The organism is Stenotrophomonas sp. pho (genome assembly GCF_006228405.1).
Classification (GTDB): domain Bacteria; phylum Pseudomonadota; class Gammaproteobacteria; order Xanthomonadales; family Xanthomonadaceae; genus Stenotrophomonas; species Stenotrophomonas sepilia.
Genome location: NZ_CP029759.1, coordinates 2,412,820 through 2,439,630, shown reverse-complemented (window position 1 = coordinate 2,439,630; position 26,811 = coordinate 2,412,820). Strand labels below are relative to the sequence as shown.

Here is a 26,811-nt window from a genome sequence, read left to right as displayed (position 1 = left end):
TCATCGGCAGGTGAACCTGCCTGGCCTGCTGCTGCGATGGATGCTGCTTGTCGCCCTGGTGCTGAATGCACCGGCGCTCGCGCTTGCCTCATCTTCGTACAGCGGGTCGGCCAACCAGGATCACTGCGCTGCACCGCACTCGGCCGCGATGGCGGCAGCCGGCTGCTGCGATGATGCGGCCCCGGCGGCCTGCCAGAGTGGTGAGTGTGAATGCCCGCCGGCCTGCCTTGGCATGCTGGCCATGTCGAGCGGTATGCCCGCCTCGCCGTGGCGCGAGGCGCCGGTAGCCGCCAGTACCCGGCAACGCGCACCGCCGCCGATGCCGGACCCGTTGCGGCCCCCTATCGCGTGATTCCCTGCAGGCCTCAAGCGCCTGCCGTAGTTGCTCGACTTTTCTCGACTCTGCCTGTGCCTTCGATGCGCGGGCGACGGGCCGCGTTGCCCGCCTCTGCAAAGGAATCACGCAATGAACCGTACTCTCTCCCTCGGCCTGCTGCTGGGTACCGTGTTGGCCACGACCGCCTGTGCACGTGCCGCCGAAGAATCCGCCGCCGCACCGATCGCCAGCGCAGCACCGGTGGCACCGATCCAGGCCAGCCCGGCCAAGGTCGATCCGGCCTTGCCGGTGGCCATCGTGCACAAGACCGCCAGCTGCGGCTGCTGTGGCATCTGGGTCGACCACCTGAAGGCCGCCGGCTTCCAGGTGGAGGTGCATGACACCGACGACATGAACCCGATCAAGGTTCGCCTGGGCGTGCCGGTCGGCAAGGCGTCCTGCCATACCGCTGAGATCGGCGGGTATGTGGTCGAGGGCCACGTTCCGGCCGAGGACATCAAGCGCCTGCTGGCCGAACGCCCGGCCGCGCGCGGGCTGGTGCTGCCCGGCATGCCGGCCGGTTCGCCGGGCATGGAAATGCCGGATGGCTACGTGCAGCCGTACACCGTCGAGCTGGTGCGCACCGACGGCAGCACCGAGCCGTTCGCCCAGCACGGACAGGGTGGCTGATGGACGGCGGGTGCCGGTCGTTCTGACCGGCACTCTTCGACGCATCCTGTGTAGAGCCGAGCCCACGCTCGGCTGTGTTTGGCCGGCAAGCCGAGCATGGGCTCGGCTCTACGGGATCAGCGTGCTGCGGCCGTTTCCTTGGCCAACTGCGCGTCGAACTTCTTCTCGGCCGCATCCGCGTAGGCCTTGCAGTTCAGTGCCTTGTCGCTGGCCTTGCTGCCAGCGGCATAGTTCCAGTTGCTGGCGCCCGGATGCGGGGTCAGCAACAGGTCGCAGGGCAGGCCGCGCACCGTAGCGAAGCTGCGCCGGTAGTCCTCGACCAGGTGGGGATAGCGGGCGTTGCCCTGCAGCTGGTAGCCCGGCGCACTCAGGCTGTCGGCGTAGGCGATGCGCACCGGCTTGCCATCGCGGGTATCGGTCCAGGTCCAGGCGGTGCTGCCCGGGGTGTGCCCCGGCATGAAGTGTGCAGTGAACGCGATGCCACCCACCGTGACCACTTCGCCATCCATGATGATGCGGTCGGTGCTGGCCGGCGGAAAGGTGATGCTGTCGCCAAAGTGCAGGTCGTTGCTGCCGCCGCGCGCCAGCAGCACCGCTGATTCGGCGTTGGCTACCACCATCGCACCGGTACGGCGCTTCAGTTCTGCCACCGGGCCCGCATGGTCGGCATGCGCATGGCTGAGCAGGATCAAGCGCAGGTCCTGCGGCGCCACGTCGCGCACCTTCATGTTGCTGATGAGGTGGCTGGCCATCTGCGGCATGCCGCCGTCGAGCAGCACCGCGCCGTCGGCGGTCTGCACCAGTAGCGCGGTCAGGTCCTCAGTGCCGATCTGCCAGGTATGGTCGGCGATCTGCAGCGGCGCCATCGGCTGCAGCCAGGATGGGTCTACGGTGTAGGCCTGCAGCTGTGGCAGCGGTGTGTCGGCGGCAGTGACATCAAAGGCAAGTGTGGCAGTCAGGGCAAGGGTCGTCAGGCAACGGCGCATGGCGGAGAGGGGTCTGGATAGGGTCGGATGAAGCTAGCACGTACCCTGGACGGCCCGTTTCGCGAATAACTCATGGCTGCCATAAGGTTCGCCGCAGCCGATGCCGGGATTGTTCGCTTGCTCTGGACTGTGAATCCATCTCCACGGGCTGTTGCGCACAATCGGCCGGGGCTAGCCTGTTCCCAGGCTCAAGGAGGTGGACCATGCATGTGCTCATGGTGATGCTCGGCGGCGTGCTCCTGCTGGGCGTGTTCCTGCTGTTTGGCCGTCTCTGGAGCGTGGGCACCTCGCAGCTGCCCACGGCACTGATCGCCTTCATCGCTACCTGGCTGCTGGTGGCCGTGGCCAACATGTGGGTGGGGGTCAGCAAGGCCGGTTACGCGGTACGCGAGGAGTTGCCGATCCTGTTGCTGGTGTTTGCCGCGCCGGCGTTGCTGGCCGGTTTCCTGTACTGGCGCCTGGCGCGCTGAAGGAGTTCCATGCGTACCCGACTGCGCTTGCCCGCGCTGCGCCACCGCGACGGCCACCATGCCCGCGTGACCTACGAAGAACTGTTCTTCGATCTGGTCTACGTATTCGCGGTCACCCAGCTCAGCCACCATCTGCTGCACCACCTGGACCTGGCCGGTGTACTGCAGACGCTGGTGCTGTGGTTCGCGGTCTGGCTCGGCTGGCAGTACGCGTGCTGGGTCAGCAACTGGTTCGACCCGGAGGTGCCGCGCATCCGCGGCCTGCTGTTCGCCACCATGCTGCTGGCGTTGTTGATGTCCTCGTCCATTCCCGAGGCGTTTGCCGATCGTGCGTGGATCTTCGCCGGGGCGTACGCCACGATGCAGGTCGGACGCACCGCGTTCGTGCTGCTGGAGGTCGGCCGGAGCCATCCGTTGGCACCGAACTTCCGCCGCATGCTGGCCTGGGTCAGCGTGTCGGCCTGCTTCTGGCTGGCCGGCGCGGCGGCCGAGGGCAACCTCCGCCTGGCATTGTGGGCGGTGGCGGTGGCCTGCGAATACATCTCGCCGATGTTCGGCTTCGCGTTCCCGGGCATGGGCCGTTCGCACACCCGCGACTGGACCATCGAGGGCGGACACCTGGCCGAACGCTGCCAGCTGTTCGTCATCGTCGCACTGGGCGAGACGTTGCTGGCAACCGGGGGCGTGCTCAGCGACGTCGAGCATTGGAGCCTGGAAGTGGTTTCAGCGGTGTTGGCCACCTTCGCCGGCACGATTGCCATGTGGTGGCTGTACTTCGGCATCTCCAGCCGCGATGCCACAGAGGCCATCACCCACGCCGAAGACCCCGGGCGGATGGGCGCCAACTTCCACTACGTGCATGCATTGCTGATCGCCGGCATCATCGCCACGGCGGTGGGCAATGATCTGGTCATGGACCATCCGGGGGTGGCCGTCACCCCGGTTTACGTGACCGTGATGGTGGCAGGCCCGCTGATCTATCTGCTGGGCAGTGCCCTGTACAAGCGCGTGGTCTATGGGCACGCGCCGCGCTCGCATCTGCTGGGCGCTGCCGCGCTGCTGGTGCTGTGCCTGGTGTTGCCATGGACGCACCTGCTGGCCGCCGGATGGCTGACCAGCCTGGTGCTGCTGGGCGTGGGCGTGCTGGATGCGCGGCTGAAGCGGCGCACCCGGTCGTTGCCGGGCTAGAACCCGCCGCCGGTCTTGAAGCCACCGCCGCCGCTGATACCGCCGCCGCTGTGGAAGCTGCTGCCGCTGGAACTGGAACCGGAACTGGAGCTTGAGCTGGAACTCGAACGCGAGCTTGACCTCGAGCTGGAACTGCTGGAACCGCCCGAAAGCAGGTCGAACAGGCTGCCAGAGGAGCGGGTGGTGCTTTGGCCGCGGGTGGTGCTGAAGAAGGATGCGGCGACGGTGGCCGGCGCGGCGGACCGGTAGCTCGGCGCCTCGTAGGCCTGGCGTTCGATGTCTGCTGCTGCCTGGTAGCTCCTGCGCGCAGCCTGCAGGCTGTCCAGGCGCTTCTTCAGCACGGCCATTTCACGGGTGTGCTCAGCCACCATGCCGTCGATCTCGCCCAGGCGCAGGCGACTGCCATGGATGCGTTCGAGCACGGCATCGTCCTCGCCGGAGGCGGTGGCGGCGACGCGGCGGTACAGGTCGTCCATGCTCTTGGCAGACAGCGTGCGCGCCAGCGCGGTGAGCAGGGCGCCGCCTTCGGCATCGGTCCAGCTGCGGAAGCCATCGATCTGTGCCTGCTTGGCATCCACGGTCTGCCGATGCAGCTGCTCGGCCAACAGTGCCTGCGCCACTGCGCTCTGTGCCGCCTGCAGTTGCTGGCGCAGCGGGTCGCCACCGGCATGGGCGAGAGCGGCGTCGCGGGCCTGCTGTACCGGCTGGCGGGCCGCCTCGATGTCGGCACGGGCCTGTCCGGCATGTTCCTGCAGATAGGGCGGAAGCTCCACCAGCGTGGCGTACTCGCGGCGGGCACGGTCGAAGCCGCACAGCTCGGCCAACCAGCCATCGACGGTGCGCACCAGCGGCCAACCGCGATAGGCCGTGCTGCCGAAGCCGCGTCGATGCAGGTACATGAAGATCGGGTCGGCCTGGTAGGCGCCGGCCTTGGCGTCACGCTCCGACTGCGCGGAGGCGGCCATCCGCTCCACCGTGGCAGCGCGCGCCACGGCCAGCTGCAGATCGTCCTGCAGGGCCCTGTAGGTGGGTTCCGCTTGCAGCGCGGTGTCCACCTGATCCTGCAGGGCCTGCCAGCGTCCACCGGCGGCGTCGCGCGCGGTAACGGCCTCCTGCGACCGCTGCTGCAGCGACTGCTCGATGTCCAGCAGCGCCTGCAGTTCGTCGGCCAGCACCGCCGCTTTGCGGTCACGGCGCTGCAGATCGGCGCTGGACTGCTGCAGCAGGTCCCGGGCCAGCATCGGCGGCGCATCGGTAGCGGCCTCGGCCTGCAGGCGGGCCAAGGTGTTGAAGTCGTCGCGGACCCCGCCGTGCAGCGCTTCCTGTTCCTTGATCAGTTCCCGGCACTGGTCGCCACGCGCGGCCAGTTGTGCCTGCACCTGGCCGATATCGGCTTCGACATCAGCAATGGCCTCGTTCAGATCTCTCATGTCAGTTCCTTACCCATCACCATTCGGTGATGTAGCCGCCGGTGGTGGGCATGCGGAACCGCGGCGACAGGCTGCCGCGCGGCTTGCTGCCGATCTGGTCGTCTTCGATGATGCCGTTGTCCTGCTTGTCGGCGGCAACGCGGTTGTAGGTGGCCTCGGGCACGCGCACGGCGAACAGCGAGGTCCATTCGTCCTTGCCGGTTTCCTCGTTGCGGATCAGCAGTTCGGTGGCCTTGCCGGCCTCGTCCAGTGCTTCGGTCACCAGGTAGTAATTGCGGCCACCGTTGGCCTTTTCGTTGTAGCGCCAGACGCCGGTGCGTTCATCGTCGCGGTTGACGATGCGGTAGACCAGGGTCTGCGACAGCAGCGCCACCAGCTGGCTGGCCTCGTCCAGGGCCGGCCCGGCTTCGGCCAGCGTCTCGACCCGGATCAGGCGGGCGGCCTGCTCCAGCGCACGCTCGAAGCGCTTGCGGTCTTCGCCGGTGACGCCGGTGGCGAGGCCATCGGCCTTGAGCTGGGCCAGGCGCTCGCTGAGCGCGGCCAGTTTGTCGGCGCTGCCGATCAGGTCCTTCAGGGTCGCTACCGCCTGCCCGGCTGCGGCGATGTCGCCCGCGCGCAGTGCCACGTCGCCGCCGGTGTAGGCGCGTGCGCGCACCTGCTCGGCATCCGGCGCGAGGCGTGCTGCCTTTGCAGCGGCGTTGGTGGTATCCAGCAGCTCGCTGGCCTCGATCGCCTGGCCGAGGGTGTTCACCCGCTCGGTCAGCGGAGGCAGGGTGTCCTTGGCCTGCGCCAGCAGTTGCGCCGCTGCCAGTCGGTGCTGTTCCACCTGCGCGGCCGCCTGCTCGCCGGTGGCGCTGCCACCGCTGCTGAGCCGGGTGAGCTTGTCTTTGCGCACAAGGGTCGGCAGCGTTGCCATCGCGGCGGGAACGTCGGCAAAGCGCCGCTGTGCTTCGGCCAGCGCGGTCTGTGCACCTTCGGTCAGCGGCTGCAGGCGCTCGCCGCTGGCGGTGGCACGTGGCAGCAGTCCCTGCAGGGCCTGTTCCTGTGAGGCCAGCAGGGCGCGCGCTGCGGCAGCCTCCCGTTGCTGCGCGGCCACCTTGTCGTTCAGCAGCTGCACGTTCTTCTGCACGTTGCTCTCGTGCACGAACGCGCCGAAGCTGCGCGCCATCACCAGCAGGACACCGAGCATCAGCAGCACCAGGGCTACCATCAGCGCCCATTTCAGCAGCCGGCTGCGGTCGATCCAGCGCCGCGCCAGCCAGGCCTTCCAGCCTCGCGGCGCGGTGTAGAGGTAGCGCTGCTCACGCTGGGCCTGGATGCCGGCCTCGAGGATCTCGTCGGAGACCTCGATGCCCTGCGAGCGGTACAACTCAAGCAGGCGCTGCTTCAGCGTCGCCTTGTCATGGCCGCTGTCGGCCAGCGCCTTCATTTCGGCATTGCGGTAACGCAGCTGGTCGACCACATCCATGGTCAGCAGCGCATCCTGCAGCTCGGCAGGGGCCATCGTCGCACTCACCTCAGCGCGACTCCGGGCTCGGCGGTGCCTGCAGCAGGGCAGCGAAACGCTGCTTGCCCTGTTCGACATACTCGGCGATCTCCGCCGAATCGCGCGTGGCCTGTCCACGCAGCTGCTCGATCTCCTGCAGCGAGGTCTCCTGGAAGCGCACCACCGCATCGACCAGCTTGCGCACCGAATCGACGCCGATGGTGGCGCCGTAGCCGGCCTTCAGGCCCTCGTGCAGCACGTCGTCGCCAATGTTGGCCACCGCTTCCAGGCCCTTTGAGGTGCCCTCGGTCATCGCATTGAGCGCCTGCGTGGACTCATGCAGGCCCATCTGCGTGGTGAATGCCAGGTTCAAGGCGGTGAAGCTGGTCTCATTGGTGGAGAAGAACACCACCGAGCGCTCGTTGACGCGGCGCTTGACCTCATGCGACTGGTGCACGCGCAGCATGATCGCCTCGGAGGTGGCGTAGTTCACCTGCAGGTTCTCGGCCAGGTCCTTGGCCAGCTGGTAGCGCGACTCCTCGGCCTGGTTGTTGCGCAGGGCCTCGTCGCGGGCCATGACCAGGCGGCCGGTGTCGGCGGCATCGGCGGACGGGTCGGCCGATTCCACGCGCTGCTGCGCCTGCTTCAGCGCCTCGCGCGCATCGGCCAGCGCCTGCTCCTGCAGCTTCAACAGCTCATGGGCCTGGATCTCGGCATCCTTGATCGACAGGCGGAAGTCGCCGTACATCTCCAGCACTCGCGACTCACGCTGCAGCTGCTCGGCCGAATCGCGGCTGACGTCCAGGAACGTACGGCGGATCTTCTCGAACCGACTCGGAATGTCGCCGCGGGTGACCTTCATCCACAGGTTCTGCAGGCGCTCGCCCATGTCGATCTTGCCGTCACGCACCTGCTCGACCATGGTGCTGGCGTCATCACGGATGCTGTCGAAGGCGCGGATGATCTCGGTATAGCGGTCGGACACCTTGGCCGAGCTGATTTCATCACGCATCACGGCATTGAAATGGCCGGACTGCTGCAGCACGCGGGCAATGGCCACCACGCGGCCCTGGTCGAGGGTGGACAGCTGCGAGACCAGCGCGATGGCCGGTGCGTTGTTGTCCTGGGGGGCGGCCAGGCCCAGGCTGCGCAGCGTGGCCATGGCGCGGTCGAGGTACTTGATCGGCGCGGTGGCGGCCGGCGTGGCAAGGAGGGTGTTCTCGGGCATTTCGACGGCTCCGGTCAGGGCAAGCGATGAGGAACCTGCCATGCGGAACGGGCAGGTTGCTGCGAAACGAAGGGGAGGGGAAGCAGCAGCCGTGCGGTGCACGGCAGGCGGGCCCGGTCAAGGGACGACGGCCCGGCAAGGGCGAGGGTGGTGTCCTGTTCACGCATGGCGCATTCCCTGCAGATCGCCCCCCTGGCGATTCCTCACCCATTGTAGCGGTGGTGATGGGCAGGTGAAGCCCCACCGATGGCAGGGTGGAGTAGCGTTGGCGCACGCTCATCCGTTCCGGCAAGCGAGGGCTTCGTGCAGAACGTACCGCAGTGGTTGATATGGGCTGGACTGTCTGCCGCCTTCGCGGCGATGACCGCGCTGTTCGCCAAAGTCGGCGTCAAGGGCGTCGACTCGGACCTGGCCATGGCCATCCGCACCCTGGTGGTGGCAGCGGTAGTCCTGCCGCTGGTGGTGGTCACCGGCAAATGGTCCAACCCGTTGCTGCTGCCGGGGCGCACCCGGCTGTTCCTGGTGCTGTCGGCGCTGGCCACCGGAGCGTCGTGGCTGTTCTACTTCCGCGCATTGCAGAGCGGTGAGCTTGCCAAGGTGGCGGTGGTGGACAAGTTCAGCGTGGTACTGGTGATCGTGCTGGCCTATCTTCTGCTGGGCGAGCGGCCCAGCCTGCGGGAGTGGAGCGGCATCGGCCTGGTGCTGACCGGGGTGATCGTGCTGGCCACGAAGAAGTAGCAGCGTTCAAGCGACCAGAGGGGAGAGCAGGATGCAGGGTGAAGCACACGGTACGTTTGAAGTGGATCTGCGAGCGATCGGTGGCAATGACGGCCCGATCGCGGTGATGTCGATCAACAAGACCTTTGCCGGCGACCTGCACGGCAGCAGCGTCGGCCAGATGCTGGCCTTCCGCACACCGGTGCAGGGCTCGGCCGGCTACGTGGCGATGGAGCGGGTGACGGCCACGCTGGCCGGGCGCCACGGCGCGTTCACCCTGCAGCACAATGGGTTGATGACCCGTGGCACGCCACAGCTGAGCGTGGTGGTGGTGCCTGATTCCGGCAGTGACGGCTTGCTGGGCCTGGTCGGCACGCTGGAGATCACCATCAGCGAGGGTCGCCATGACTACCGGCTCCTGTACAGCCTGCCGGAAGAGCGCTAGCGCAGTTCCGCTGCCATCGCCGCGAGCCGGGCGACGGTGTTGAGATTGCGTGCCGTGCCCTGTGCCGAACCGGGAATACGCAAGCGCGAGTCGGCCATGCCGGCACCGTAGTGGATGAAGATCTCGCGCGTGCCGAGTGCGAGCTGTTCATCGCGCCGGCCGGTCACGCCGTCCAGCGGATCGGCAGGCAGGCTGCCGTCGAGGAACAGCGCGACCACACGGTTGCCGGTGGCCTGCGCAAACGGGTTGCGTGCCACCACGCCTACGATCTCGTTGGCCGAGCGCACCAGCACGCCCACCGGCTTGCCGGCGTACGCCTGCAGCCGTTGGGCGAGGGCCTCCCGTACGGTGGATTCATCAAGCCCGCTGCGGAACACCACATTGCCGCTGGCGATGTAGGTGCGGACATCGGCGAAGCCTGCGTCCTCGCACATCGCCAGTTCGCGCATCGGCAGCTTGCCGGTGCCGCCGACGTTGACCGCGCGCAGCAGCGCGACGTGGACGTTCATGGCGTACCCGCCTGCAGGCGGTCGTACATGCGCACCAGGTCAACCAGGGTGCGTGCGCCCATCTTGCGCATCACCTGCGCACGGCGCACCTTCACCGTGATCTCGCTGACGCCCAGGTCGCCGGCGATCTGCTTGTTGAGGCGGCCGCGCACCACGCCATCGACCACCTCGCGCTCGCCGGCATTGAGGGTGTCCCAGCGCAGCTGCAGCGCGCCGAGTGCCTCGCCCTCGCGGCGGCGCTGGCGGTCGATCTCGATGCCCTTGTGGATGGCATCGAGCAGTTCCTGATCACGGAAGGGCTTGGTGAGGAATTCGATGGCGCCGTCCTTGATCGCGTTGACGCCCATCGCGATGTCGCCGTGGCCGGTGATGAACACCACCGGCAGCTGCAGGCCGTGGCTGCCCATCGTGCGATGGAATTCAAGACCGCTCTGGCCGGGCATGCGCACGTCCAGCACGAGACATGCCGGTGCGTCTTCCAGCGCGTGTTCGAGGAAGGCCTGGGTGGAGGCGAAGGCCCGCACCTGCAGGCCCATCGAGGCCAGCAGGTCTTCCAGTGCCGCGCGCACCGACGGATCGTCGTCGACCACATAGACGATGGGTGCCGGATCGGGGTTGGCGGCAGTGGGCTTACGCATGGTGGGCGTCCGTGGCAATGGGCAGGTCGAACACAAAGCAGGCACCGCCGCCTGCCGGTCGTTCGGCACGGATCTGGCCGTCGTTGGCTTCGATCATCGAGCGGCTCAGGCTGAGACCCAGCCCCAGACCGTGCGACTTGGTGGTCCAGAAGGCATCGAAGACGCGTTCGGGATGGTCGGCGGGCAGGCCGACACCGCGATCACGGACGCTGAGGCTGACCCGCTGGCCGTCGCGCCGGGTCAGCAGGGACAAGCGCCGGTCGGCGGTGGGCACGGTCTCCATCGCGTCCACCGCATTGAGGATCAGGTTGCCGATCACCTGCTGCACCTGCACGCGGTCGGCCTGCACCGGTGGCAGTTCGGCGTCCAGCAGCAGCGCCACGGCCACGCCATGCCGGTCCAGCTCGCTGCGCGACAGCGCCAGCATTTCCTCCACCGCCTCGTTCAGATCGAAGGCGCGTCGCTGCGGTGCCGCGCCCTGGGTCAGGCCGCGGATGCGGGCGATCACGTCACCGGCACGATGTGCATCGGCCAGGATGCGGGCCACGGTCTGCCGGGCCTTGTCCACGTTCGGTGGGTCCTGCGCGAGCCAACGCTGGCAGGCTTCGGCGCTGCTGGCGATGGCCGCCAGCGGCTGGTTCACTTCATGCGCGATGGAGGTGGTGAGCTCGCCCACGGTGGAGGCGCGCGCCACGCGCAGCAGGCGGCCCTGTGCTTCCTGCACGGCGGCCTTGGCCGCTTCCATGTTCAGGGCAAGGTAGGTGGTGATGCCGATCACCAGCATGCCAATGACCGAATTGACCAGGCCGATGCGATAGGTGCCGAAGCGGGTCAGGAAGAAGCTCAGCCCGGTCAGCGCGATGCAGGTAATGGCCAGGGTGATCAACCCGCGTGCGCCCAGCACGCGCGATGCGGCCAGGATGACCGCCGCGTAGAAGCAGGCAGCGGCAACTGCGTAATCGGTGACGGTGTCGATCAGGAAGATCGCCGCCATCACGACGATCAGGGCCAGCAGCACCAGTGGGCGGCGGGGCGACAGCGATGGCATCGGGGAAGCTCCCTGGCGTGGGGTGAAAGGATAGCAAAGCCGCCATCGGTGGATACCGGCCTTGGTCGGCACCGGTCAAAGCGATGCCTGGTAGTGCCGGCCGCTGGCCGGCATCTGCAGGGTGCTTCCGGAGATCATCAGGTTGCCGGCCAGCCGCCGGCACTACTCCTCCAGGCTGGCGTTCCAGAACCCCTGCAGCACGCCGGGCGTGGTCGCCAGCGTCGCCAGTACCGCATCCAGTTCGCCGGCATCCACCGTGGTGGCATACAGCACCGCTTCGATTTCCACGTCGCGCTCGCCGAACGGGCGCTGGTCCACCGCGCACCGGGTACTGCGCCTGCTCAAGCAGCAGCAACAGCTGGTCCAGTACCTCGGCCTGCTGCTCGCGCTGGCAGACCACGTTGATCGCATAGGTTGCCTCGCTGAACGCTTCCGGCAGCGGCTGCCGCTGGATGCGGTTCACCACCGGCCGCAGCAGGGTGTTGGCGGCCAGCACGAACACCGCGGCAAGCACTGCTTCGGGCAGCAGCTTGATACCGGCACATGCTCCCACCGCCGCCGATCCCCACAGGGTGGCGGCGGTGTTCAGGCCGGACACTTGCGCGCCGTCCTTCATGATCGCGCCGGCACCAAGGAAGCCGACGCCGGAGATCACATAGGCCACCACATGCAGCGGTGACGGTGGACCGCCGTACAGGTCATGGAAGCGCACGGCCAGATCGACGAACACCGCCGCTCCCACCGCCACCAGCGTGTTGGTACGCAGGCCCGCGGTGCGTTGCCGCAGCTGGCGTTCCAGGCCGATGACCGTGCCCAGCACGAACGCCACCGACAGGCTGATCAGCGAGCTGAGCGTGGCACCGGCGTCGAACGCCGGCAGGTTCGGATTGATGTCCATTGTGTTTCTCCCTGGACAAAGCGGCGGGCGCTTACTGCCAGCCGTAACGACGGATGTAGAACCGCTTCAGCGCAGTGGTCAGCACCGCGTAGCCGAACAGGATCGCCACCAGGAACGGCCAGTAGCCGGCCGGCAGCGCCTGCAGCTTGAAGTAGCCGGCCAGCGGGCTCATCGGCAGGGCCACGCCAATGGCCATGATCAGGCCGGTCATCAGCAGCAGTGGCGGCGCGGCGATGCTCTGCAGGAACGGCAGCTTCGGCGTGCGGATCATGTGCACGATCAGGGTCTGGGTCAGCAGGCCGACCACGAACCAGCCGGACTGGAACAGGCCCTGGTCGGCCGGCGTGCGTGCATCGAACACGTACCACATCAGCGCGAAGCAGCTCAGGTCGAAGATCGAGCTGATCGGCCCGAAGAACACCATGAAGCGGCCGATGTCCGCCGGGTTCCACTTCAGCGGCTTGCGCACCAGCTCCTCGTCCACGTTGTCGAACGGAATGGCGATCTGCGAGATGTCGTACAGCAGGTTCTGCACCAGCAGCTGCAGCGGCAGCATCGGCAGGAACGGCAGGAAGGCCGAGGCCACCAGCACCGAGAACACATTGCCGAAGTTGGAGCTGGCGGTCATGCGGATGTACTTCAGCATGTTGTTGAACGTGCGCCGGCCCTGGATGACGCCTTCCTCCAGCACCATCAGGTTCTTTTCCAGCAGGATGATGTCGGCGGCCTCCTTGGCGATGTCCACCGCACTGTCCACGCTGATGCCGATATCGGCTGCGCGCAGCGCCGGTGCATCATTGATGCCGTCGCCGAGGAAGCCGACCACCTTGCCCTGAGCACGCAGCTCGCGCACCAGGCGCTCCTTGTGCAGCGGCGTCAGCCGGGCGAACACGCAATGGTGGTGCAGCGCCCGCGACAGCGCGCCGTCATCCATGCGCTCGATCTGCGGCCCGGTCAGGATGGTGTCGGCGTCCAGCCCCACCTGCGCGCAGACACGCGCGGTCACCAGTTCGTTGTCGCCGGTGAAGACCTTGACCTCCACGCCATGCGCGGCAAGCGCCTGCAGCGCCTGCGCGGCCGATTCCTTCGGCGGGTCGAGGAACGCCACGTAGCCGATCAGGGTCAGGCTACATTCGTCGGCCTGCGAATAGGTGGTCTGGCTGGCAGCGGTCTCCTTCATCGCCACCGCCACCACGCGCAGGCCCTGCTCGTTCAGTTCCTCGGTGGTCTGCCGCACGCGGGCCAGGCGGTGCTCGTCCAGTGGCATGTCCTGGCCGTTCTCGCGCACGGTGCTGCACACCGCCAGCATTTCTTCCACTGCCCCCTTGCAGATCAGCTCATGATGGTCCTCGCGCTCGGAGACCACCACCGACATGCGGCGGCGCTCGAAGTCGAACGGAATCTCGTCCACCTTGTGGTAGTCCTGCGACAGCCGCAGCGAGCTCTGCAGCTCCACGTGCTCCAGCACCGCGCGATCCAGAAGGTTGATCAGCCCGGTCTGGAAGTGGCTGTTGAGATAGGCGAACTTCAGTACGTCTTCCGAATCGTGGCCGAACACATCGGTGTGACGCTCCAGTGCGATCCTGTCTTGGGTGAGGGTGCCGGTCTTGTCGGTGCACAGGACTTCCATCGCGCCGAAGTTCTGGATCGCATCCAGGCGCTTGACGATCACCTTGCGCCGCGACAGCAGCACCGCACCCTTGGCCAGGGTGGAGGTGACGATCATCGGCAGCATTTCCGGCGTCAGGCCCACCGCCACCGACAGCGCGAACAGAAACGCCTCGGTCCAGTCACCCTTGGTCCAGCCGTTGATCAGCAGCACGAACGGCACCATCACCAGCGCGAAGCGGATCAGCAGCCAGCTGACACTGTTGACGCCGGCCTGGAATGCGGTCGGCGCACGGTCGGTGGCGGTGCTGCGCTGGGCCAACGTGCCGAAGTAGGTGCGGTTGCCGGTGGCCAGCACAATGGCGGTGGCGGTGCCGGACACCACATTGGTACCCATGAACAGCAGGTTGTGCTGCTCCAGCAGACCGGCCAGGCCGTCGCCCGGGTGCGCGAACTTCTCTACCGGCAGCGATTCGCCGGTCATCGCGGCCTGGGCGACGAACAGGTCCTTGGCATTCAGCACGCGGCAATCGGCCGGAATCATGTCGCCTGCCGACAGCACGATGTGGTCGCCGGGCACCAGTTCACGGATCGGCAGGTCCAGCAGGCGTGCAGGGCGACGGCTGTGCAGGCGCGCGCCGAAGTACTGGTCTGCCACATCCGCAGCCTCGGTGCCGGGATTGCGGCGCAGCACGCGCGCAGTGTTGCCGACCAGTGCCTTCAGCCGCTCGGCGGCACGGTTCGAACGCCCCTCCTGTACGAAGCGGATGAGCGTGGACAGCAATACCATCGCACCGATCACCACGGTGGCCTTGATGTCCTCGGTCAGCCAGGACACCGCCGCCAGCACGGTCAGCAGCAGGTTGAACGGATTGCGGTAGCACTGCCACAGATGGCGCCACCACGGCAGCGGCTTTTCGTGATCCACCTCGTTGGGACCGAGCGTGGCCAGCCGCTCCTCGGCCTCATGCGGGCTGAGGCCGTCGGCGTGCGATTCCAGCGTCGCCAGCAGCTCGGCTTCCTCCTGCTGGGCGAGGGTGACCAGGCCGGTGGTGAGCGCGAACGGCGCTGCTTCGGCGCTGCCCGGGCCGAACCCGGCTTCGGGCATCGCACGGCGACGGAACAGGTTGCCTGCGCGACGGCTGCGCAGGAAGGCGTTGAACCAGGCGTTGAGCAGGCTCATGGGACTCTCCTCGAATGTCAGAGCCGGCCGCGGCCGGAACACGAACGGAACAGTTGGAACAAGGTCAGGCGTGGCGCATCGCCAGCACCGCCGGTGACCATGGCTGCATGTGCAGCCGCTGGCTGCCACCGATGCACAGCGGCTTCATCGCATCGCGCAGGGGATAGGGCAGATGACGCAGCACAGTGATGCGCTCGCTGATCGGCAGCAGCGACAAGGCGTCGGCCACCACGCGCGGCGAACCGAGCGACAGCGAACGGGCAAACATGACCGGGCCGTATTGCAGCAGCTGGCTGCGCAGGGCGGCAACATCGCGCTCGCCGATCAGGCGGCGCAGGGTGATGTAGAGGATCTTGTAGGACATGGGGGATCTCCAGGCAGGCGGCGCCTGGCGGTCCCCCGTCACTCAGGCAGGCAGGGACCGGCGGGCAGGCGCCAGGAACAGGCAACAGGCGGTGATCCGGGGTGCGGCGCACCCGGCAGGGTCGGGGTCCATCTGCGTCTCCATGAGGGGAAGTTGGCAGCCAGGGTTGCCCTGGCCAGTGGTGCTATTGTCCGCCCCTGAATGGGACAGGCCTAGAGACTCGTGGGTTAGCCCGGCTATACCTTGGTATAGCCGGGCATGCACAGCGCCAATCGAGGGTTCAGTGATGGATCAATGCGAAGCGCTGGTCTGCTTGCACACGTCGTACTCGCCACGGGTCAACGTCTTGTCACGGTCGGTATCGCAGGCATGCAGCCGTTCGGCCCAGTCCGGTGCTACCGCATCGACTTCCGCCAGGGTGACGATGCCGTCCTTGTCCTTGTCCAGCGATTCGTAGGCAGGGATGAGCCTTACTTCTGTCACGTCCTCGGCGGCGGTGGCCTTGCTGGCCTCCTGGGGATTGGAACAGGCGCCCAGCAGCAGGCCCGCGGATAGCGAGAGAGCGATGGGAAGGCAGCGATAACCGGTCATGGCGTGCTCCTGGGGAAAGGGCGAACCACCGGTGCGGTGGTCACCGCCGGATCTTCTGCGCGGAGCTGTAAGCGGGCTGCGAAGAATGGGGCCGTGGACCGTTGCCGGTGGGTCGCCATTCACCTGGCCGCGCAGCAGCGATTGCGCGGAGTCGAAGCTACCCTCGAACGGTGGGATGCCGGCCAGCGGCCGGCACTACCATCTGCTCAGAAACGGTCGGCAAAGGCGTCCGTGGCCCGCACCAGCGCATCCACCGTGGCCGGCTCGTTCGCGCTGTGGCCGGAGGTCACCATCTCCAGCCGGGCTTCCGGCCAGGCCTTGGCCAGATCCCACGCACTGCGCGGCGGGCAGATGATGTCGTAGCGCCCCTGCACGATCACGCAGGGCAGGTGGCGGATGTGATCGATATCGCGCAGCAGCTGGTCCGGCTCCAGGAAGATGCTGTTGCGGAAGTAATGCGCTTCAATGCGGGCCTTTGCCAATGTGTCCAGCGGGTCGTCGGTGGATTGCGCATCCACGTCGTGCTGCAGGGTGGCCGCGTTGTCCTCCCAGCCCAGCCAGGCCTGCGCGGCTTCGATCCGGATCGCCACATCCGGGCTGTCCATGCGGCTCCAGTAGGCTGCGATCATGTCGCCGCGCTCGGCTTCCGGAATGTAGGCCTCATAGCGGTCCCAGCGCTCCGGGAAGATCCAGCGCGCACCGCCGTTGGCTTCGGCGAACCAGCGGTTTTCCATTTCGCGGCCGAGGAATACGCCGCGCACGATCAGGCCGGTGGCGCGCTCGGGATGTGCCTGTGCGTAGGCCAGTGACAGGGTCGACCCCCAGGAGCCGCCATAGACCAGCCAACGCTCGATGCCCAGGTGCTCACGCACCTTCTCGATGTCGGCCACCAGGTCCTGCGTGGTGTTGTCGCGCAGCTCGCCGAACGGGGTGGAGCGGCCGCTGCCACGCTGGTCGATCAACACAATGCGGTAGCGTGCCGGATCGAAGAAACGGCGATGGGTGGGTGAAATGCCCGCGCCTGGGCCGCCGTGCAGGTACACCACCGGAATGCCGTCCGGTGTGCCGCACTCTTCGACATGCAGCGTGTGCAGATCGCTCACCGGAAGGGTGAACTCGCGGTAGGGTTCGATGGCGGGGTACAGGGTACGCATGGCAGGTGTCTCACAAGCTGGGGCGGCCAGCATAGCGCCGCCACCTGCGGGCTGCAGCGACGGACTCCTGCGCGGCGCTGGAAATGGGTTGGCCGATGCGCATAAGCTTCCGCGATGCAAGCGACCACGACCGGGACGTCAACCTTCAACTTCACCCTTGGCAGCGGCGCGCGCGAGCTGCTGAAGTGGATCGCACTGCTGGCCATGACCGGTGATCACGTGGCCAAGGTGGTCTTTGGCGGCTACGTACCGGTGGTCAGCGAACTGGGGCGCATTGCCTTCCCGCTGTTCGCGCTGGTGATGGCCTGCAACCTGGCCCAGCCCGGGGCCGACCTGCGCAAGTCGATGCGTCGGCTCGCGCTGTGGGGGCTGATCGCGCAGCCAGTGCACGCATTCGCGTTTGGTTCCTGGCTGCCGCTCAACATCCTGCTGACCTTTGCCCTGGCTGCGGTGGCCGTTCATGCGCTGGCGAACCATCGGCCCGTTCAGCTGTTGCTGGCTGCCGGCGTGCTGCCGATGTTCGTGGATTACCAGTGGGCGGGTGTCGGCTGCGTGCTGCTGGGATGGATCGCGTTCCGGCATCGCGCGTGGTGGCTGCTGCTGGTCGGGCTCGCAGCGGTGTGCTGGGCGAACCACAACGGCTGGGCATTGCTGGCCGTACCGGTGGTGCTGCTGGCCGCGCGGGTGACATGGCCACTGCCGCGCTGGCGGTGGGTGTTCTACGGGTACTACGTGGGACATCTGGCGGTGCTGGCGTTGATTGCACATCTGCTTGCGTAATGTCGGAACTGGCGTGTCGCGCGTCTTGAAAGCCGGATGCGGTCAAGGAACGCATGGTGCCGATGCAGGTGAAGCCAGGCGCCATCGGCATGGTGCAAGTTGTTGAATTTCGGCTCGATTGTCGATATGCGACAATGCTGCCACTGCGTGAACGTTGCTGTCTTTGCACGTGGGTTGTTGGCGCCTGCCACCCCGTTGTGCACATGATGGGGTGCCGCCGGAAAAGGGTGGCCGGGGCCTGGAAACCCCGTTGGTCGCGTGTAGTTTGCGCACGCCAGCCGGCGCCGCTTTGTGCGGTGCCGGCTGGCAATTCGCCCGTGCTTTATGGCGGGCGGTGCGTGGAGGTGGGCGATAGCCCACCTGCCGGTTAGTGCTTACGCGACCGCCGGATTTCCAGCCACGTACCGTCCGCCGCCTTTGTTAAGGGCGGTGGCACCGTAGCCTTGTACGGAGACTTGCCATGAACCCTTCGGACATTCCCCCTCTGCGCACCCAGTACGCCCCGGCCAACGCCGATGAAGGCGAGGAAGCGAGCGCAACGCCCGACCCCAACAACCTGATCGCGCTGCTGCACCAGATCGGCCGCGGCGTGGCCGCGGACGGCCAGCCTTGGCCCGAGCGTCACCAGCTGCCGGGCCGTTGCCTGGCGCTGGCCGACAGCGATGGCGCCCTGGCCGGCCTGCGCATCATCAACGAGATCCTGCTGGCCGCCGAGCGCGCCCGCCAGAACGGCGGCCCGGAGCACTACGTGGGCGACCGCGTGATGGAAGGGCTGAAGCTGGCCGTGCTGGCGCTGACCAACCACGCCATCTTCCGGCTGCACCCCGAGTAGATCCACGCCATGCGCGGATGCTGTTCATATAGAGCCGGACAAAACGCAGCCGAGCATGGCTCGGCGCCATGCGTGGACGCTACCGCGGGTACCTCAGCGGCCACCACGCGGCAGCCGCACTGGCACCCCACGCCACCCACGCGCCCAGCCCCACGTAGTCCAGCGCCTGCAGGCCGGCCGCAAGCACGAACGGTTCGGCGCGCTGTGCCATCGGCAGGCATACGCCACCCAGCACCAGCAGGCCGGCCAGCAGCCATGCTGCCGAGCCCATCGACGCTCGCTCCCGGGTTGCACGCGGCAGCACCGCGCAGGCGGCTGCTACGCAGAACGGCAATAGCAGCGGCAGGGCCTGCCAGGCCACACCCACGGCCAGGCTGACGCAGGCAATGGCAGCCCAGCAGATCCGCTCGCGCACCGCCGGGTGTTCGTGGCGTGCCAGCGATGTCCCCAGCGCATGGATTCCCGCCGCGATCGCACTACCCAACAGCAACCCTGCAGCAACATCGCTCCAATAGTGAACCCCCAGCCAGACCCGGGCCATTCCAGCGATCACCCCGGCCAGCAGCGCGATACCCAGCACTGCCGAGCGTTTGAACCTTCCGGTGATGTGTTGGCGTGCCAACAACCACAGCGCGACCAGCACGAAGAAGCAGGTGGCGCTGGTGGTGTGTCCGCTGGGCAGGGAAGGGCCGGCGGCACCGGCCAGGCTGAGCGTGGCGTCGAAGCTGAAGGGGCGTGGCACCGGTGCGAAGACCTTGATGCTCTGCACGGCCAGCGTGACCACCATCAACGCCATCAGCATCAGGCGGGATGCCTGCGCGCCGAACGCAACCCACAACACGGGCATTGCCAGCAGATAGAACCAGAATTCGCCCAGGACGTTGCCAATCATCGCCAGCCCGCGCACCGGCCACTGCTGGGTGCGCTGCACGCAATCCAGTTCCGCTTGGCGGAAGGCCGAGGCGGCCCCGAAGCGCGCGACGGGGCGTACTTCACTCTCGGCTACTGCGTGCAGCCGCTGATACGCGCGCTCCAACTGCTGCGGGAAACGCGTGCGCAGTGTACGCACCTCGTCGCGGCTGACCCAGCGCGCCTGGATGATCTCCCGCCCGAGGTGCGGCGCATCCAGCACATTCACCGCATTGCCGTGCACCTGGACGGGTTCGAGGGCACGGCAGGCGAATACATGCACACCCAACTTGTCGTCCAGCAGGTCGGTGGTGGCGACGGCAAGCCCGGTTTCTTCCAGCGCTTCGCGGGCAGCGGTCTGTTGCGGCAATTCACCGTGTTCTGCCGTTCCGCCAGGCAGCTGCCAGCGCGAGGTGACATCCTGCACCAGCAGCAGGCGCTCACCCGAGCGCATGACACAGATCGAGGCGGCGGTTGCCAGCGAGGGTACGAGAAGGAGTGTTGCGAGCAGCACATGTCGCAACGACGTGGTGAACGAAGGAAAGGCTGGAAGGCGCATGGCACCACCGCGTGAGGAGGGTCACGCCGATGGTGGAGTCCGGCCGGGAAGGACACTATCGGATTCGTACGAACCCGACAGTGCGCTTTTGTAGATCTACGCCCTGCGTGGATGCCTATCGCGGATTGCCTGACGATCCGTAGAGCCGTGCCCGCGCTCGGCTCCTCGGACCAGACGGAACCTTGCATGGCTCAGCGCTACAGGAACAGCGCTGTGCGGGCGTACTGCGAGAAAAGACAATCGCGATGGCGCATGTCTTGTTTGGCTGGTTGCAGCTTTCGTACTGCGGATGGATTTGCAACAAGTTGCATGGCATTCGGTGGCGTACGGGGCGAAAGTTCCTGCCTATACCACCTTTCGATTCCTGGACGCCATGAACAACCTCACCCGACAGCCTCTGGCGGCAGCATTGATGCTGGCCCTGGTTCTACCCGCAGCATCGGTTGCCGCCGCTCCTCCCGGCGTGCCCTGCCCGAGCATTCCGCGCCCGGCTGATCCGGGTGATCCTGCTGTAGAGGTGTCCTACCTGTGTGGCGTTGAAATCGCCGCCCACGATCTCTGGTTCGATCGGTCGCTGGAGGTCTACGACGCCACCGTGATCGGCAGTCGCGATCGCTGGCCAGGCGTGGAGATGGATATCAATCAGCGTGGTTATCTGGTGATGGAAGACAGCCTGGTCGAGACTGCAGGGACGATGTCCGACGCCTTGGTGATGACCAGCAACCATGTGGACGGCGCAAGGATCAGCCGGTCGCACCTGCGGACCTCCGGCGAGGCTTCGACGGGGCTGTACGTAGGCAATATTTCGCCGGACGCGTCAGGATTCATCGCCAAGGCGAATACGACCACCGTGATCGACAGCTCGATCTTCACGCAGGGCCAGGATAGTGCGGGCGTCGCGCTCAATCCCAGTGCGTGGCTGCAGCTGCGCAACGTGGACATCGCGACCCAGGGTGACAGGGCGTTCGGCCTCTGGAACTATCGATCGGATGTGGCCATGCAGGGCGGCAGCATTCGCACAGCGGGGGAAGACAGTACGGGGCTCTACGTCGAGTCGGGTCACATTGGTTTCGGAGGCCCGTCGTACGCCTACGTGGGTCGTGCCCAGCTGTACGGTGTGCAGGTTCGCGTTGAGGGCAATGGTAGCAATGGCATCGTTGCAGGCTATCGCGGCGCTGACGCGGGCCGTGCAGGCATGGGCGCCGAACTGATGCTGCAGGACAGCCAGGTACAGGCGCTGCAGGGCGATGCAGTGCGCTTCCTCGATGGCGATGCCAATCGATTGGAGATGGTCAACAGCGTGGCAGAGGGCAGCGACGCGGCGCTGCGCATGGCGGTTGGGCATGGTCAGGTGCGGGTGAACCTGCACGCATCCAAGCTGCTTGGCGGAGGGGCTGCGGCGATCGTCCTGGAGGCACCCGATACCCGGGTGCAGCTGCGCGCGCAGGCGGGCAGCGTACTGGCGAACGAGCGCGGAGCACTGTTCGATATCGGCCGCTTCGCCGAGGCCGATGTCCAGGTGCACGGCAGCCTGATGCAAGGGTGCGCCCGCGTCGCCGATGTTGGCCGGCTCGATGTCGCATTGCGCGAGCGCAGCATCTGGCAGGTGGACGGCAACGCCATGGTCGATCAGTTGAGTGTGCAACGCAGCGAAGTGTCGCTGGCCAACGGCCATGCAGGCGATCGCTTCGTCGTGCGCGGGGATTTGACCCTTGACGAAGGTCACCTGCGCCTGGATACGGTGCTGGGCGGGGACGCCGCAGCCAGTGATCGCTTCGACGTCCAGGGCGATTTCCTGGGCAACGGTACGGTCTCGGTGGTCGGCGTTGGCGACGGGGCCGCAACCGACAAGGGAATCCCTTTGATCACCGTGGGCGGGCAGTCGCTGGCGACGCTGGCCCTGTCCGGTCGTGCGGTCGGCGGCATGTATGAGTACTTCCTGCATCACGATGGCGCCGATGGTGACTGGTACCTGCGCTCGCAGTTGTCCGCCGTTGACCCATGCGATGACGATCCGACGCTACCCGGCTGCGGTGCGGATCCAGTTCCCGATCCCGACCCCGACCCGGCACCGGAGCCGGGCCCTGATCCAACCCCGGAAGTTCCATCACTGCCTGACCCGGCAGGCGTGCTGCGACCGGAAGCGGGTGCCTATCTGGCCAACCGGTGGGTGCGACAGGCGCTGCTGCAGCCACGCCAGCCTCTGGCCACGAATGAGGGAACGCAGGGCGTACGCGGGTGGACCCATGTCGAGAGCGGCCAGGCACAGCTGCCGGGACTGGTCGATCAGCTGCAGCAGTCCGCGCAGTGGAACAGCCTGCAGCTGGGCGCCGACCTGGGCGTGTTCGACGCCGGGCGTGGCCGCGCTGGCGTGCTGCTGTCGTCCGGGCGTGCCGATGCGCAGTCGCGCTCGTCCCTGACCGGCTATGCCGCCCGCGGCCGGGTGCAGTCCAATGCCCTCGGCGTGTACGCCGGTTGGCAGGGTGAGGCCGCTTATGTGGATGCTGCAGTTGTGCATGCCCGCTTCCGCAATCGCGTGCAGGGTGATGCGCTGGCGCCAGAGCACTACCGGTCGCGCGCACGCCAGGCATCGCTTCAGGCCGGCTACCGCCTGCCGCTGGGCACGCTTGGCGGCACCGCGTTGACCTTGCAACCGGATGTACAGATCGTCCAGTTCCGCGATCGCGGCAACCTGCACGTGGAGACAACCGGCACCTCGATCGCACATCCAACCAGTACCGCGTGGTCACGGCGTCTGGGGTTGCGCCTGGAGGGGCAGGGTGCCGGAGGACAGGGCGCAGTGGTCAATCCATGGCTGGCCGTCCACGGGTATCGCGATACTGGCCGATCCGAGCTCGGTTTCGGCAACGAGACAATCCCCGGTATTGCACCGCGCAGCCGCTACGAAATGGGAGGTGGGGTACGCATCCAGTTCCGGAGCGGCCTGTCCGCCTGGGGCGGCCTCAACGTCTCGCGTGGTGATCACGGCTACCGCCAGACGAGCGCACAGCTGGGCGTGGCACGGCGCTGGTAGTACAGCATCGATGTAGCGCCGGGCCTACGCCCGGCGGCGTTCCTGGCCGCCAGCGCGGGTCTGCAATGCGGGCCGCGCAACGCCAGATGAACTCACCGACCCCTGTACTGCCTGATTGCAACAAGTTGCATGGATGAGCTCTGCGACAGAAAGGACCATTTGCGACATTACCTTTCGTTGGAGCGCTTTCATGTGTCGCAATCATCGTGTCGTCCCCTCTTTGGGACTGCTTGCTGGCGTGCTCGCCGGCTTCCCGGTGCTGGCGCAGCAGGTCATCGCCGATGGCAATGAGCAGACGCCTGCAGCCGGTGACTATCGGGCCTACAGCAGTGACGCTGCGCCGGTATTCCACGCGCTCAACGGCGGTTCGATCATTCCCCTAGGAGCGGTGAATCTCTACCAGTGGGGCGACGACGTTCCAGCCGTCCGGGTCGAAGGCTCGGGAAGCCGCGTCGCGCTGGAAGGGGGCAGTATCTTCTCTGGGGGGAGCGGCGCGCCCGGCATCTCTGTTGGCACGGGAGGATACGCGCGTCTTTCTGGCGTGCATCTGGAAACCCGCTCTTCGAAGGCCGTGGCGGTCGATGGTGAAGGGAGCCGGATCGTGATCGAGGGCGGCAGCATCCAGACCAACGGCAGCGATGCACACGGCATTTCCGCGAGGTCAGCGGCATCGGTGCATGTCTCGAACATGGACATTTCGGTGGGAGGTTGGCGAAGCACCGGAGTTTCGGTGGACGGAGGGGACGTCATCCTCGAGAACGTCGGTATCACGACGGCCGAAAGCAGTGGCGCTGGTATCTCGGTACAGGACGGCAGCCTGCAGATGCGGGGCGGGAAGATCACCTCGAACAACGACACGGCCTTCGTAGCGACCGGTGGGACGTCGCTGCTGGAGGGGGTGCAGGTGGACCTGCAGGGGAGTTCGCGCACCGGCATCCTGGCCACGGGAACATCGGAGGTCGTGCTGCGGAATGTCCGCATCGTTGAACAACCGGCTGCACCGGGGGCGTTTTCCGAACCCGATGGCATCGTCGTGCGCGAAAGCGCACGGGTGGCGCTGCATGGCGTTGAGATTGTCTTGAGTGACCAGGAGAAATTCTTCAATCCGGCGGGCCTGTCGCTGGCCGACGGAGGGATGGCACAGGTCTACGCCAGCCGGATTCATGCTGGAGGCGGCACGGCGGCACGTATCTACAAGGGGCAGCTGGATATCGCCGGCAGCGAGCTGAGCGGGGTCATCGCGTTGGACCTCAACAGTGGCATGGGCACGGTATCCGGCAGCCAGCTGAGCGCTACCTACACAGCGGTCCAGGTCCGCGGCGAGGGAAGCCAGCTCACCCTTGGAAACAGCATTGTTTCTTCCAGCGGGAGCGATGCAGCATCGATAACCGGTACTGACCATACCGTCCTGGTCGGCGAGAGCCGGCTTGAGGCTGCTGCAGGCGTAGAAGGCGCCAGATCCGGCACAGGCCTCTCCATCACCGGAGAGCGCAATACGGCCAAGGTTGAATCGAGTTTCATCAGTGGCGGGAACGGTATTCGCTCGTCGGGCAACAACGCGCTGGAGGTGCGCGGTTCCAGCCTCAGCGCGCTGGCCGATTCCGGTGTGGCCCTGTGGTTGGAAGGTGGAAAGGCCACGGTCCACGAGAGTGCGTTGCAGGCATCGGGCCACGGAGCAACGGCCCTCCTGGCTGATGGCAGCCGTGTCGGCGCAACGCCTCCCACGGTAGACATGGTGGGTTCCTGGATCACGACCGAGGGCGACCAGGCTTCGGCGGTGGTTGCGCGACAGGGCGGTACTATCCGTTTGGACGGCTCGGTGGTGCGTACCACCGGTACAGACGCGACCGGCGTGATGGCCGGTGGCACCGGCGACGTTGTGCTGCACGACACCCACGTATTGACCGAAGGCGAGGGCTCGTGGGCGACAGTGGTCAACGATGGCGGCCGCCTGCAGATCGATGGCGGATCGCTGGTAAGCCAGCAGCACGGCGGCGCCTGGATCCGTTCCACGCGTGATGCCGGACTGGCGCTGGGCAAGGGCGCGGTGCTGTACGGTGGCAACGGCATCGCCGTGCAGCTGGATGCGGCCGTGGCCGGTCGCTTCGACGTGGCCTTGGCGGAGGGCGCGCGGATGCAGGGCGACATCGTCATTAATCCCGACGATCTGGCGGCGGGCCGGGTGCCGCAGTCGGAACTGCACGTGCACTTGACGGAGGGCTCGCTGTGGGTGGGCCGCTCGGATCGGTTGCACGGCGTCTCGCTGGACAGTGGCAGCCAATGGACGTTGACCGGCGATACTGCGGTCGAATCGCTGCAGGTCAACGGCAGTGGCCTTGCACTGTCCGACGGGCGCGGTTTCAACACGTTGACCGTGGCCGGTGATCTGGATACGACCGCTGCGACGTTCCTGTTCAACGGTGCATTGCAGGGGGACGATTCGGCCATCGACCGCCTTTACGTGCATGGCGACGCGCGGGGCGATGCGCAGGTGGTGGTAAACAACGTCGGTGGCCTCGGTGCGCAAACGCTGGACGGGATCGAACTGATCCGGGTTGATGGCGCGTCGCTGGCCCGCTACACGCTGGCCGGACGTGCCGTGGCCGGTACGTATGAGTACTTCCTGCACAAGGGTGGTGTGGCTGGTGGCGAGGGCAACTGGTACCTGCGTTCCGAACTGCCGACGACGCCCGACCCGTGCCAGGTCGATCCGTCGCTGCCGGGCTGTGCGCCGATTGACCCGATCGATCCGGTTGACCCCATCACTCCGCCTCGGCTGCTGCGCCCGGAAGCCGGTGCGTACTTGGCAAACCAGTCGGCAGCCATCAACATGTTTTCCCATCGTATGAACGACCGCATCGGTACCGTCCCGCTGGATGAAGGCCGTGCCGCGTGGGCGCTCGTGGGCCGGCAGCAGGCGGACTTCAGCGCGGTCGGCGGTCAGCTGTCGATCGATGGCAACACCTCGGTGCTGCAGATCGGCAGTGACCTTGTTCGCCGAGGCAACGCTGCATTCGGCGTGATGTTGAGTACGGGGCGTGCCGACAGCAGCGCAGTGTCCGATCTGACCGGCTACAGCGCCAAGGGTCGGGTGCGTGGCAGCGCGCTAGGTGTGTACGGCACCTGGTTGCAGGCGGCTGACGGCACGCAGGGTGCATACATCGATGCGGCCCTGCAGTACGGCCGTTTCGATAACCGCGTGCAGGGCGTGGGCCTGGCGCCGGAGCACTACGACTCCCGCATGGCCAGTGCGTCGCTGGAGACCGGCTACACCTTCAACGTGTGGCAGGGCAACGCCAGCGCGCTGTACGTGCAGCCGCAGCTGCAGCTGGGCCATGTCGATTTCCGCGCTGATCGCCACGTGGAGAGCAATGGCACGGTGATTGACCATGCCGATGCCGGTGGCCTGAGCGGGCGCCTGGGCGTGCGCGTGTTTGGTCATGCGACTGCAGCGGGCAACACGGTGCAGCCCTACCTCAGCGTAAACTGGCTGCGTGACAGCGGCGCCAGCACGTTGCAGTTCAACGGTGACACGCCGGGTGCGGACGTGCCGCGCAACCGCTACGAGGTGCAGGCCGGTGCCGAGCTGAAGCTGGGCCAGCGCTGGGGTGCGTGGGGTGGCGTGAGCGTGCAGCGCGGTGACCGCGGCTATCGGAACGTGGGTGGCCAAGTGGGCTTGCGCATGGCCTGGTAGGTGAGCCTGCATCGGGGTCTCATCCTCTTGGCTCGGCAACGGAATCCGGCCCCA

The 26,811-nt window shown here is 66.7% G+C and carries 22 protein-coding genes and 1 pseudogene; 10 read left to right on the top strand and 13 right to left on the bottom strand.

The window, feature by feature from the left end; translation table 11 throughout:
- The first annotated feature begins 10 nt into the window (after positions 1–10).
- Together DL544_RS11500 and DL544_RS11495 are read left to right on the top strand one after the other, a co-directional pair.
- Entirely contained in the window at positions 11–352 is a 342-nt protein-coding gene (locus tag DL544_RS11500; RefSeq protein ID WP_065177793.1) for a hypothetical protein, read from the top strand.
- A gap of 114 nt (positions 353–466) precedes the next feature.
- Positions 467–1,006 carry a DUF411 domain-containing protein gene (locus DL544_RS11495; protein WP_081275831.1) on the top strand — a complete coding sequence of 180 codons (540 nt, stop codon included), beginning with the start codon at positions 467–469 and terminating at the stop codon, positions 1,004–1,006.
- A gap of 116 nt (positions 1,007–1,122) precedes the next feature.
- Here DL544_RS11495 and blaL1 read toward each other — a convergent pair whose 3' ends face one another.
- Positions 1,123–1,992, bottom strand: a complete 870-nt coding sequence (blaL1, locus tag DL544_RS11490) for a L1 family subclass B3 metallo-beta-lactamase (protein WP_065186493.1) — start codon at positions 1,990–1,992, stop codon at positions 1,123–1,125.
- A gap of 203 nt (positions 1,993–2,195) precedes the next feature.
- Here blaL1 and DL544_RS11485 point away from each other — a divergent pair, with 203 nt between their 5' ends.
- The gene (locus tag DL544_RS11485) at positions 2,196–2,462 is read left to right on the top strand and encodes a hypothetical protein (RefSeq protein WP_005416705.1); all 267 of its coding nucleotides are present in this window, start codon (positions 2,196–2,198) and stop codon (positions 2,460–2,462) included.
- Between the two features lie 9 nt (positions 2,463–2,471).
- Positions 2,472–3,650 (top strand): low temperature requirement protein A, encoded by a 1,179-nt coding sequence (locus DL544_RS11480; protein WP_139727163.1) that lies wholly within the window; start codon positions 2,472–2,474, stop codon positions 3,648–3,650.
- Here the strand turns inward: DL544_RS11480 and DL544_RS11475 are convergent.
- From DL544_RS11475 to DL544_RS11465, 3 genes are read right to left on the bottom strand one after another with little or no spacing between them, the layout of a single operon-like run.
- On the bottom strand, positions 3,647–5,080 hold the full coding sequence (locus tag DL544_RS11475) for a hypothetical protein (protein ID WP_139727162.1): 1,434 nt from the start codon (positions 5,078–5,080) through the stop codon (positions 3,647–3,649). The genes DL544_RS11480 and DL544_RS11475 overlap by 4 nt on opposite strands.
- A 16-nt stretch (positions 5,081–5,096) precedes the next feature.
- Positions 5,097–6,584 carry a DUF6384 family protein gene (locus DL544_RS11470; RefSeq protein ID WP_139727161.1) on the bottom strand — a complete coding sequence of 496 codons (1,488 nt, stop codon included), beginning with the start codon at positions 6,582–6,584 and terminating at the stop codon, positions 5,097–5,099.
- A gap of 13 nt (positions 6,585–6,597) precedes the next feature.
- Positions 6,598–7,794 carry a cell surface protein gene (locus DL544_RS11465; protein WP_139727160.1) on the bottom strand — a complete coding sequence of 399 codons (1,197 nt, stop codon included), beginning with the start codon at positions 7,792–7,794 and terminating at the stop codon, positions 6,598–6,600.
- Positions 7,795–8,040: 246 nt separating this feature from the next.
- Here DL544_RS11465 and DL544_RS11460 point away from each other — a divergent pair, with 246 nt between their 5' ends.
- Together DL544_RS11460 and DL544_RS11455 are read left to right on the top strand one after the other, a co-directional pair.
- On the top strand, positions 8,041–8,532 hold the full coding sequence (locus tag DL544_RS11460) for an EamA family transporter (protein WP_255312937.1): 492 nt from the start codon (positions 8,041–8,043) through the stop codon (positions 8,530–8,532).
- 31 nt (positions 8,533–8,563) lie between these two features.
- The gene (locus tag DL544_RS11455) at positions 8,564–8,956 is read left to right on the top strand and encodes a DUF3224 domain-containing protein (protein WP_065177726.1); all 393 of its coding nucleotides are present in this window, start codon (positions 8,564–8,566) and stop codon (positions 8,954–8,956) included.
- Here DL544_RS11455 and DL544_RS11450 read toward each other — a convergent pair.
- The 8 genes and pseudogenes from DL544_RS11450 to pip form a co-directional block, all read right to left on the bottom strand.
- A complete protein-coding gene (locus tag DL544_RS11450; protein WP_139727158.1) occupies positions 8,953–9,465 on the bottom strand; it encodes a DUF1697 domain-containing protein in 513 nt (170 codons plus the stop codon). The two genes, DL544_RS11455 and DL544_RS11450, sit on opposite strands and share 4 nt — an antisense overlap.
- Positions 9,462–10,103 (bottom strand): response regulator transcription factor, encoded by a 642-nt coding sequence (locus DL544_RS11445; protein ID WP_065186490.1) that lies wholly within the window; start codon positions 10,101–10,103, stop codon positions 9,462–9,464. The genes DL544_RS11450 and DL544_RS11445 overlap by 4 nt, the downstream gene beginning before the upstream one ends.
- Positions 10,096–11,151: a sensor histidine kinase gene (locus DL544_RS11440; RefSeq protein ID WP_138951462.1), complete on the bottom strand. Its 1,056-nt coding sequence runs from the start codon at positions 11,149–11,151 to the stop codon at positions 10,096–10,098. The genes DL544_RS11445 and DL544_RS11440 overlap by 8 nt, the downstream gene beginning before the upstream one ends.
- Before the next feature lie 162 nt (positions 11,152–11,313).
- Positions 11,314–12,049, bottom strand: a pseudogene (locus DL544_RS11435) (MgtC/SapB family protein).
- A 31-nt stretch (positions 12,050–12,080) separates the two neighbouring features.
- Entirely contained in the window at positions 12,081–14,840 is a 2,760-nt protein-coding gene (gene mgtA / locus DL544_RS11430) for a magnesium-translocating P-type ATPase (RefSeq protein ID WP_139727157.1), read from the bottom strand.
- A gap of 64 nt (positions 14,841–14,904) precedes the next feature.
- Complete coding sequence (locus tag DL544_RS11425) at positions 14,905–15,204, bottom strand: hypothetical protein (RefSeq protein WP_005416698.1); 300 nt, start codon at positions 15,202–15,204, stop codon at positions 14,905–14,907.
- A 291-nt stretch (positions 15,205–15,495) separates the two neighbouring features.
- Positions 15,496–15,795 carry an EF-hand domain-containing protein gene (locus DL544_RS11420; protein ID WP_065177732.1) on the bottom strand — a complete coding sequence of 100 codons (300 nt, stop codon included), beginning with the start codon at positions 15,793–15,795 and terminating at the stop codon, positions 15,496–15,498.
- A gap of 206 nt (positions 15,796–16,001) precedes the next feature.
- Entirely contained in the window at positions 16,002–16,949 is a 948-nt protein-coding gene (pip, locus tag DL544_RS11415; RefSeq protein WP_065177733.1) for a prolyl aminopeptidase, read from the bottom strand.
- A 114-nt stretch (positions 16,950–17,063) separates the two neighbouring features.
- On the opposite strand from pip, the gene DL544_RS11410 reads away from it, so the two are divergent.
- The gene (locus DL544_RS11410) at positions 17,064–17,729 is read left to right on the top strand and encodes a TraX family protein (protein WP_139727156.1); all 666 of its coding nucleotides are present in this window, start codon (positions 17,064–17,066) and stop codon (positions 17,727–17,729) included.
- 460 nt (positions 17,730–18,189) lie between these two features.
- Entirely contained in the window at positions 18,190–18,561 is a 372-nt protein-coding gene (locus tag DL544_RS11405; protein ID WP_139727155.1) for a hypothetical protein, read from the top strand.
- Between the two features lie 79 nt (positions 18,562–18,640).
- Here the strand turns inward: DL544_RS11405 and DL544_RS11400 are convergent, their stop codons facing one another.
- The gene (locus DL544_RS11400; RefSeq protein ID WP_139727154.1) at positions 18,641–20,029 is read right to left on the bottom strand and encodes a phosphatase PAP2 family protein; all 1,389 of its coding nucleotides are present in this window, start codon (positions 20,027–20,029) and stop codon (positions 18,641–18,643) included.
- A 373-nt stretch (positions 20,030–20,402) separates the two neighbouring features.
- Here DL544_RS11400 and DL544_RS11395 point away from each other — a divergent pair, with 373 nt between their 5' ends.
- Entirely contained in the window at positions 20,403–23,063 is a 2,661-nt protein-coding gene (locus DL544_RS11395; RefSeq protein WP_176556921.1) for an autotransporter family protein, read from the top strand.
- Between the two features lie 190 nt (positions 23,064–23,253).
- Positions 23,254–26,757 carry an autotransporter outer membrane beta-barrel domain-containing protein gene (locus tag DL544_RS11390; RefSeq protein ID WP_235648672.1) on the top strand — a complete coding sequence of 1,168 codons (3,504 nt, stop codon included), beginning with the start codon at positions 23,254–23,256 and terminating at the stop codon, positions 26,755–26,757.
- Positions 26,758–26,811 lie beyond the last annotated feature (54 nt).

Coding starts and splice junctions, on each gene's coding strand:
- blaL1 (WP_065186493.1), bottom strand. CDS start 1,992: ATGCGCCGTTGCCTGACGACCCTTGCCCTGACTGCCACACTTGCCTTT.
- mgtA (WP_139727157.1), bottom strand. CDS start 14,840: ATGAGCCTGCTCAACGCCTGGTTCAACGCCTTCCTGCGCAGCCGTCGC.
- DL544_RS11480 (WP_139727163.1), top strand. CDS start 2,472: ATGCGTACCCGACTGCGCTTGCCCGCGCTGCGCCACCGCGACGGCCAC.
- DL544_RS11465 (WP_139727160.1), bottom strand. CDS start 7,794: ATGCCCGAGAACACCCTCCTTGCCACGCCGGCCGCCACCGCGCCGATC.
- pip (WP_065177733.1), bottom strand. CDS start 16,949: ATGCGTACCCTGTACCCCGCCATCGAACCCTACCGCGAGTTCACCCTT.
- DL544_RS11420 (WP_065177732.1), bottom strand. CDS start 15,795: ATGACCGGTTATCGCTGCCTTCCCATCGCTCTCTCGCTATCCGCGGGC.
- DL544_RS11450 (WP_139727158.1), bottom strand. CDS start 9,465: ATGAACGTCCACGTCGCGCTGCTGCGCGCGGTCAACGTCGGCGGCACC.
- DL544_RS11440 (WP_138951462.1), bottom strand. CDS start 11,151: ATGCCATCGCTGTCGCCCCGCCGCCCACTGGTGCTGCTGGCCCTGATC.
- DL544_RS11460 (WP_255312937.1), top strand. CDS start 8,041: ATGGCAGGGTGGAGTAGCGTTGGCGCACGCTCATCCGTTCCGGCAAGC.
- DL544_RS11410 (WP_139727156.1), top strand. CDS start 17,064: ATGCAAGCGACCACGACCGGGACGTCAACCTTCAACTTCACCCTTGGC.
- DL544_RS11475 (WP_139727162.1), bottom strand. CDS start 5,080: ATGAGAGATCTGAACGAGGCCATTGCTGATGTCGAAGCCGATATCGGC.
- DL544_RS11405 (WP_139727155.1), top strand. CDS start 18,190: ATGAACCCTTCGGACATTCCCCCTCTGCGCACCCAGTACGCCCCGGCC.
- DL544_RS11445 (WP_065186490.1), bottom strand. CDS start 10,103: ATGCGTAAGCCCACTGCCGCCAACCCCGATCCGGCACCCATCGTCTAT.
- DL544_RS11400 (WP_139727154.1), bottom strand. CDS start 20,029: ATGCGCCTTCCAGCCTTTCCTTCGTTCACCACGTCGTTGCGACATGTG.
- DL544_RS11425 (WP_005416698.1), bottom strand. CDS start 15,204: ATGTCCTACAAGATCCTCTACATCACCCTGCGCCGCCTGATCGGCGAG.
- DL544_RS11395 (WP_176556921.1), top strand. CDS start 20,403: ATGAACAACCTCACCCGACAGCCTCTGGCGGCAGCATTGATGCTGGCC.
- DL544_RS11485 (WP_005416705.1), top strand. CDS start 2,196: ATGCATGTGCTCATGGTGATGCTCGGCGGCGTGCTCCTGCTGGGCGTG.
- DL544_RS11470 (WP_139727161.1), bottom strand. CDS start 6,584: ATGGCCCCTGCCGAGCTGCAGGATGCGCTGCTGACCATGGATGTGGTC.
- DL544_RS11390 (WP_235648672.1), top strand. CDS start 23,254: ATGTGTCGCAATCATCGTGTCGTCCCCTCTTTGGGACTGCTTGCTGGC.
- DL544_RS11495 (WP_081275831.1), top strand. CDS start 467: ATGAACCGTACTCTCTCCCTCGGCCTGCTGCTGGGTACCGTGTTGGCC.
- DL544_RS11455 (WP_065177726.1), top strand. CDS start 8,564: ATGCAGGGTGAAGCACACGGTACGTTTGAAGTGGATCTGCGAGCGATC.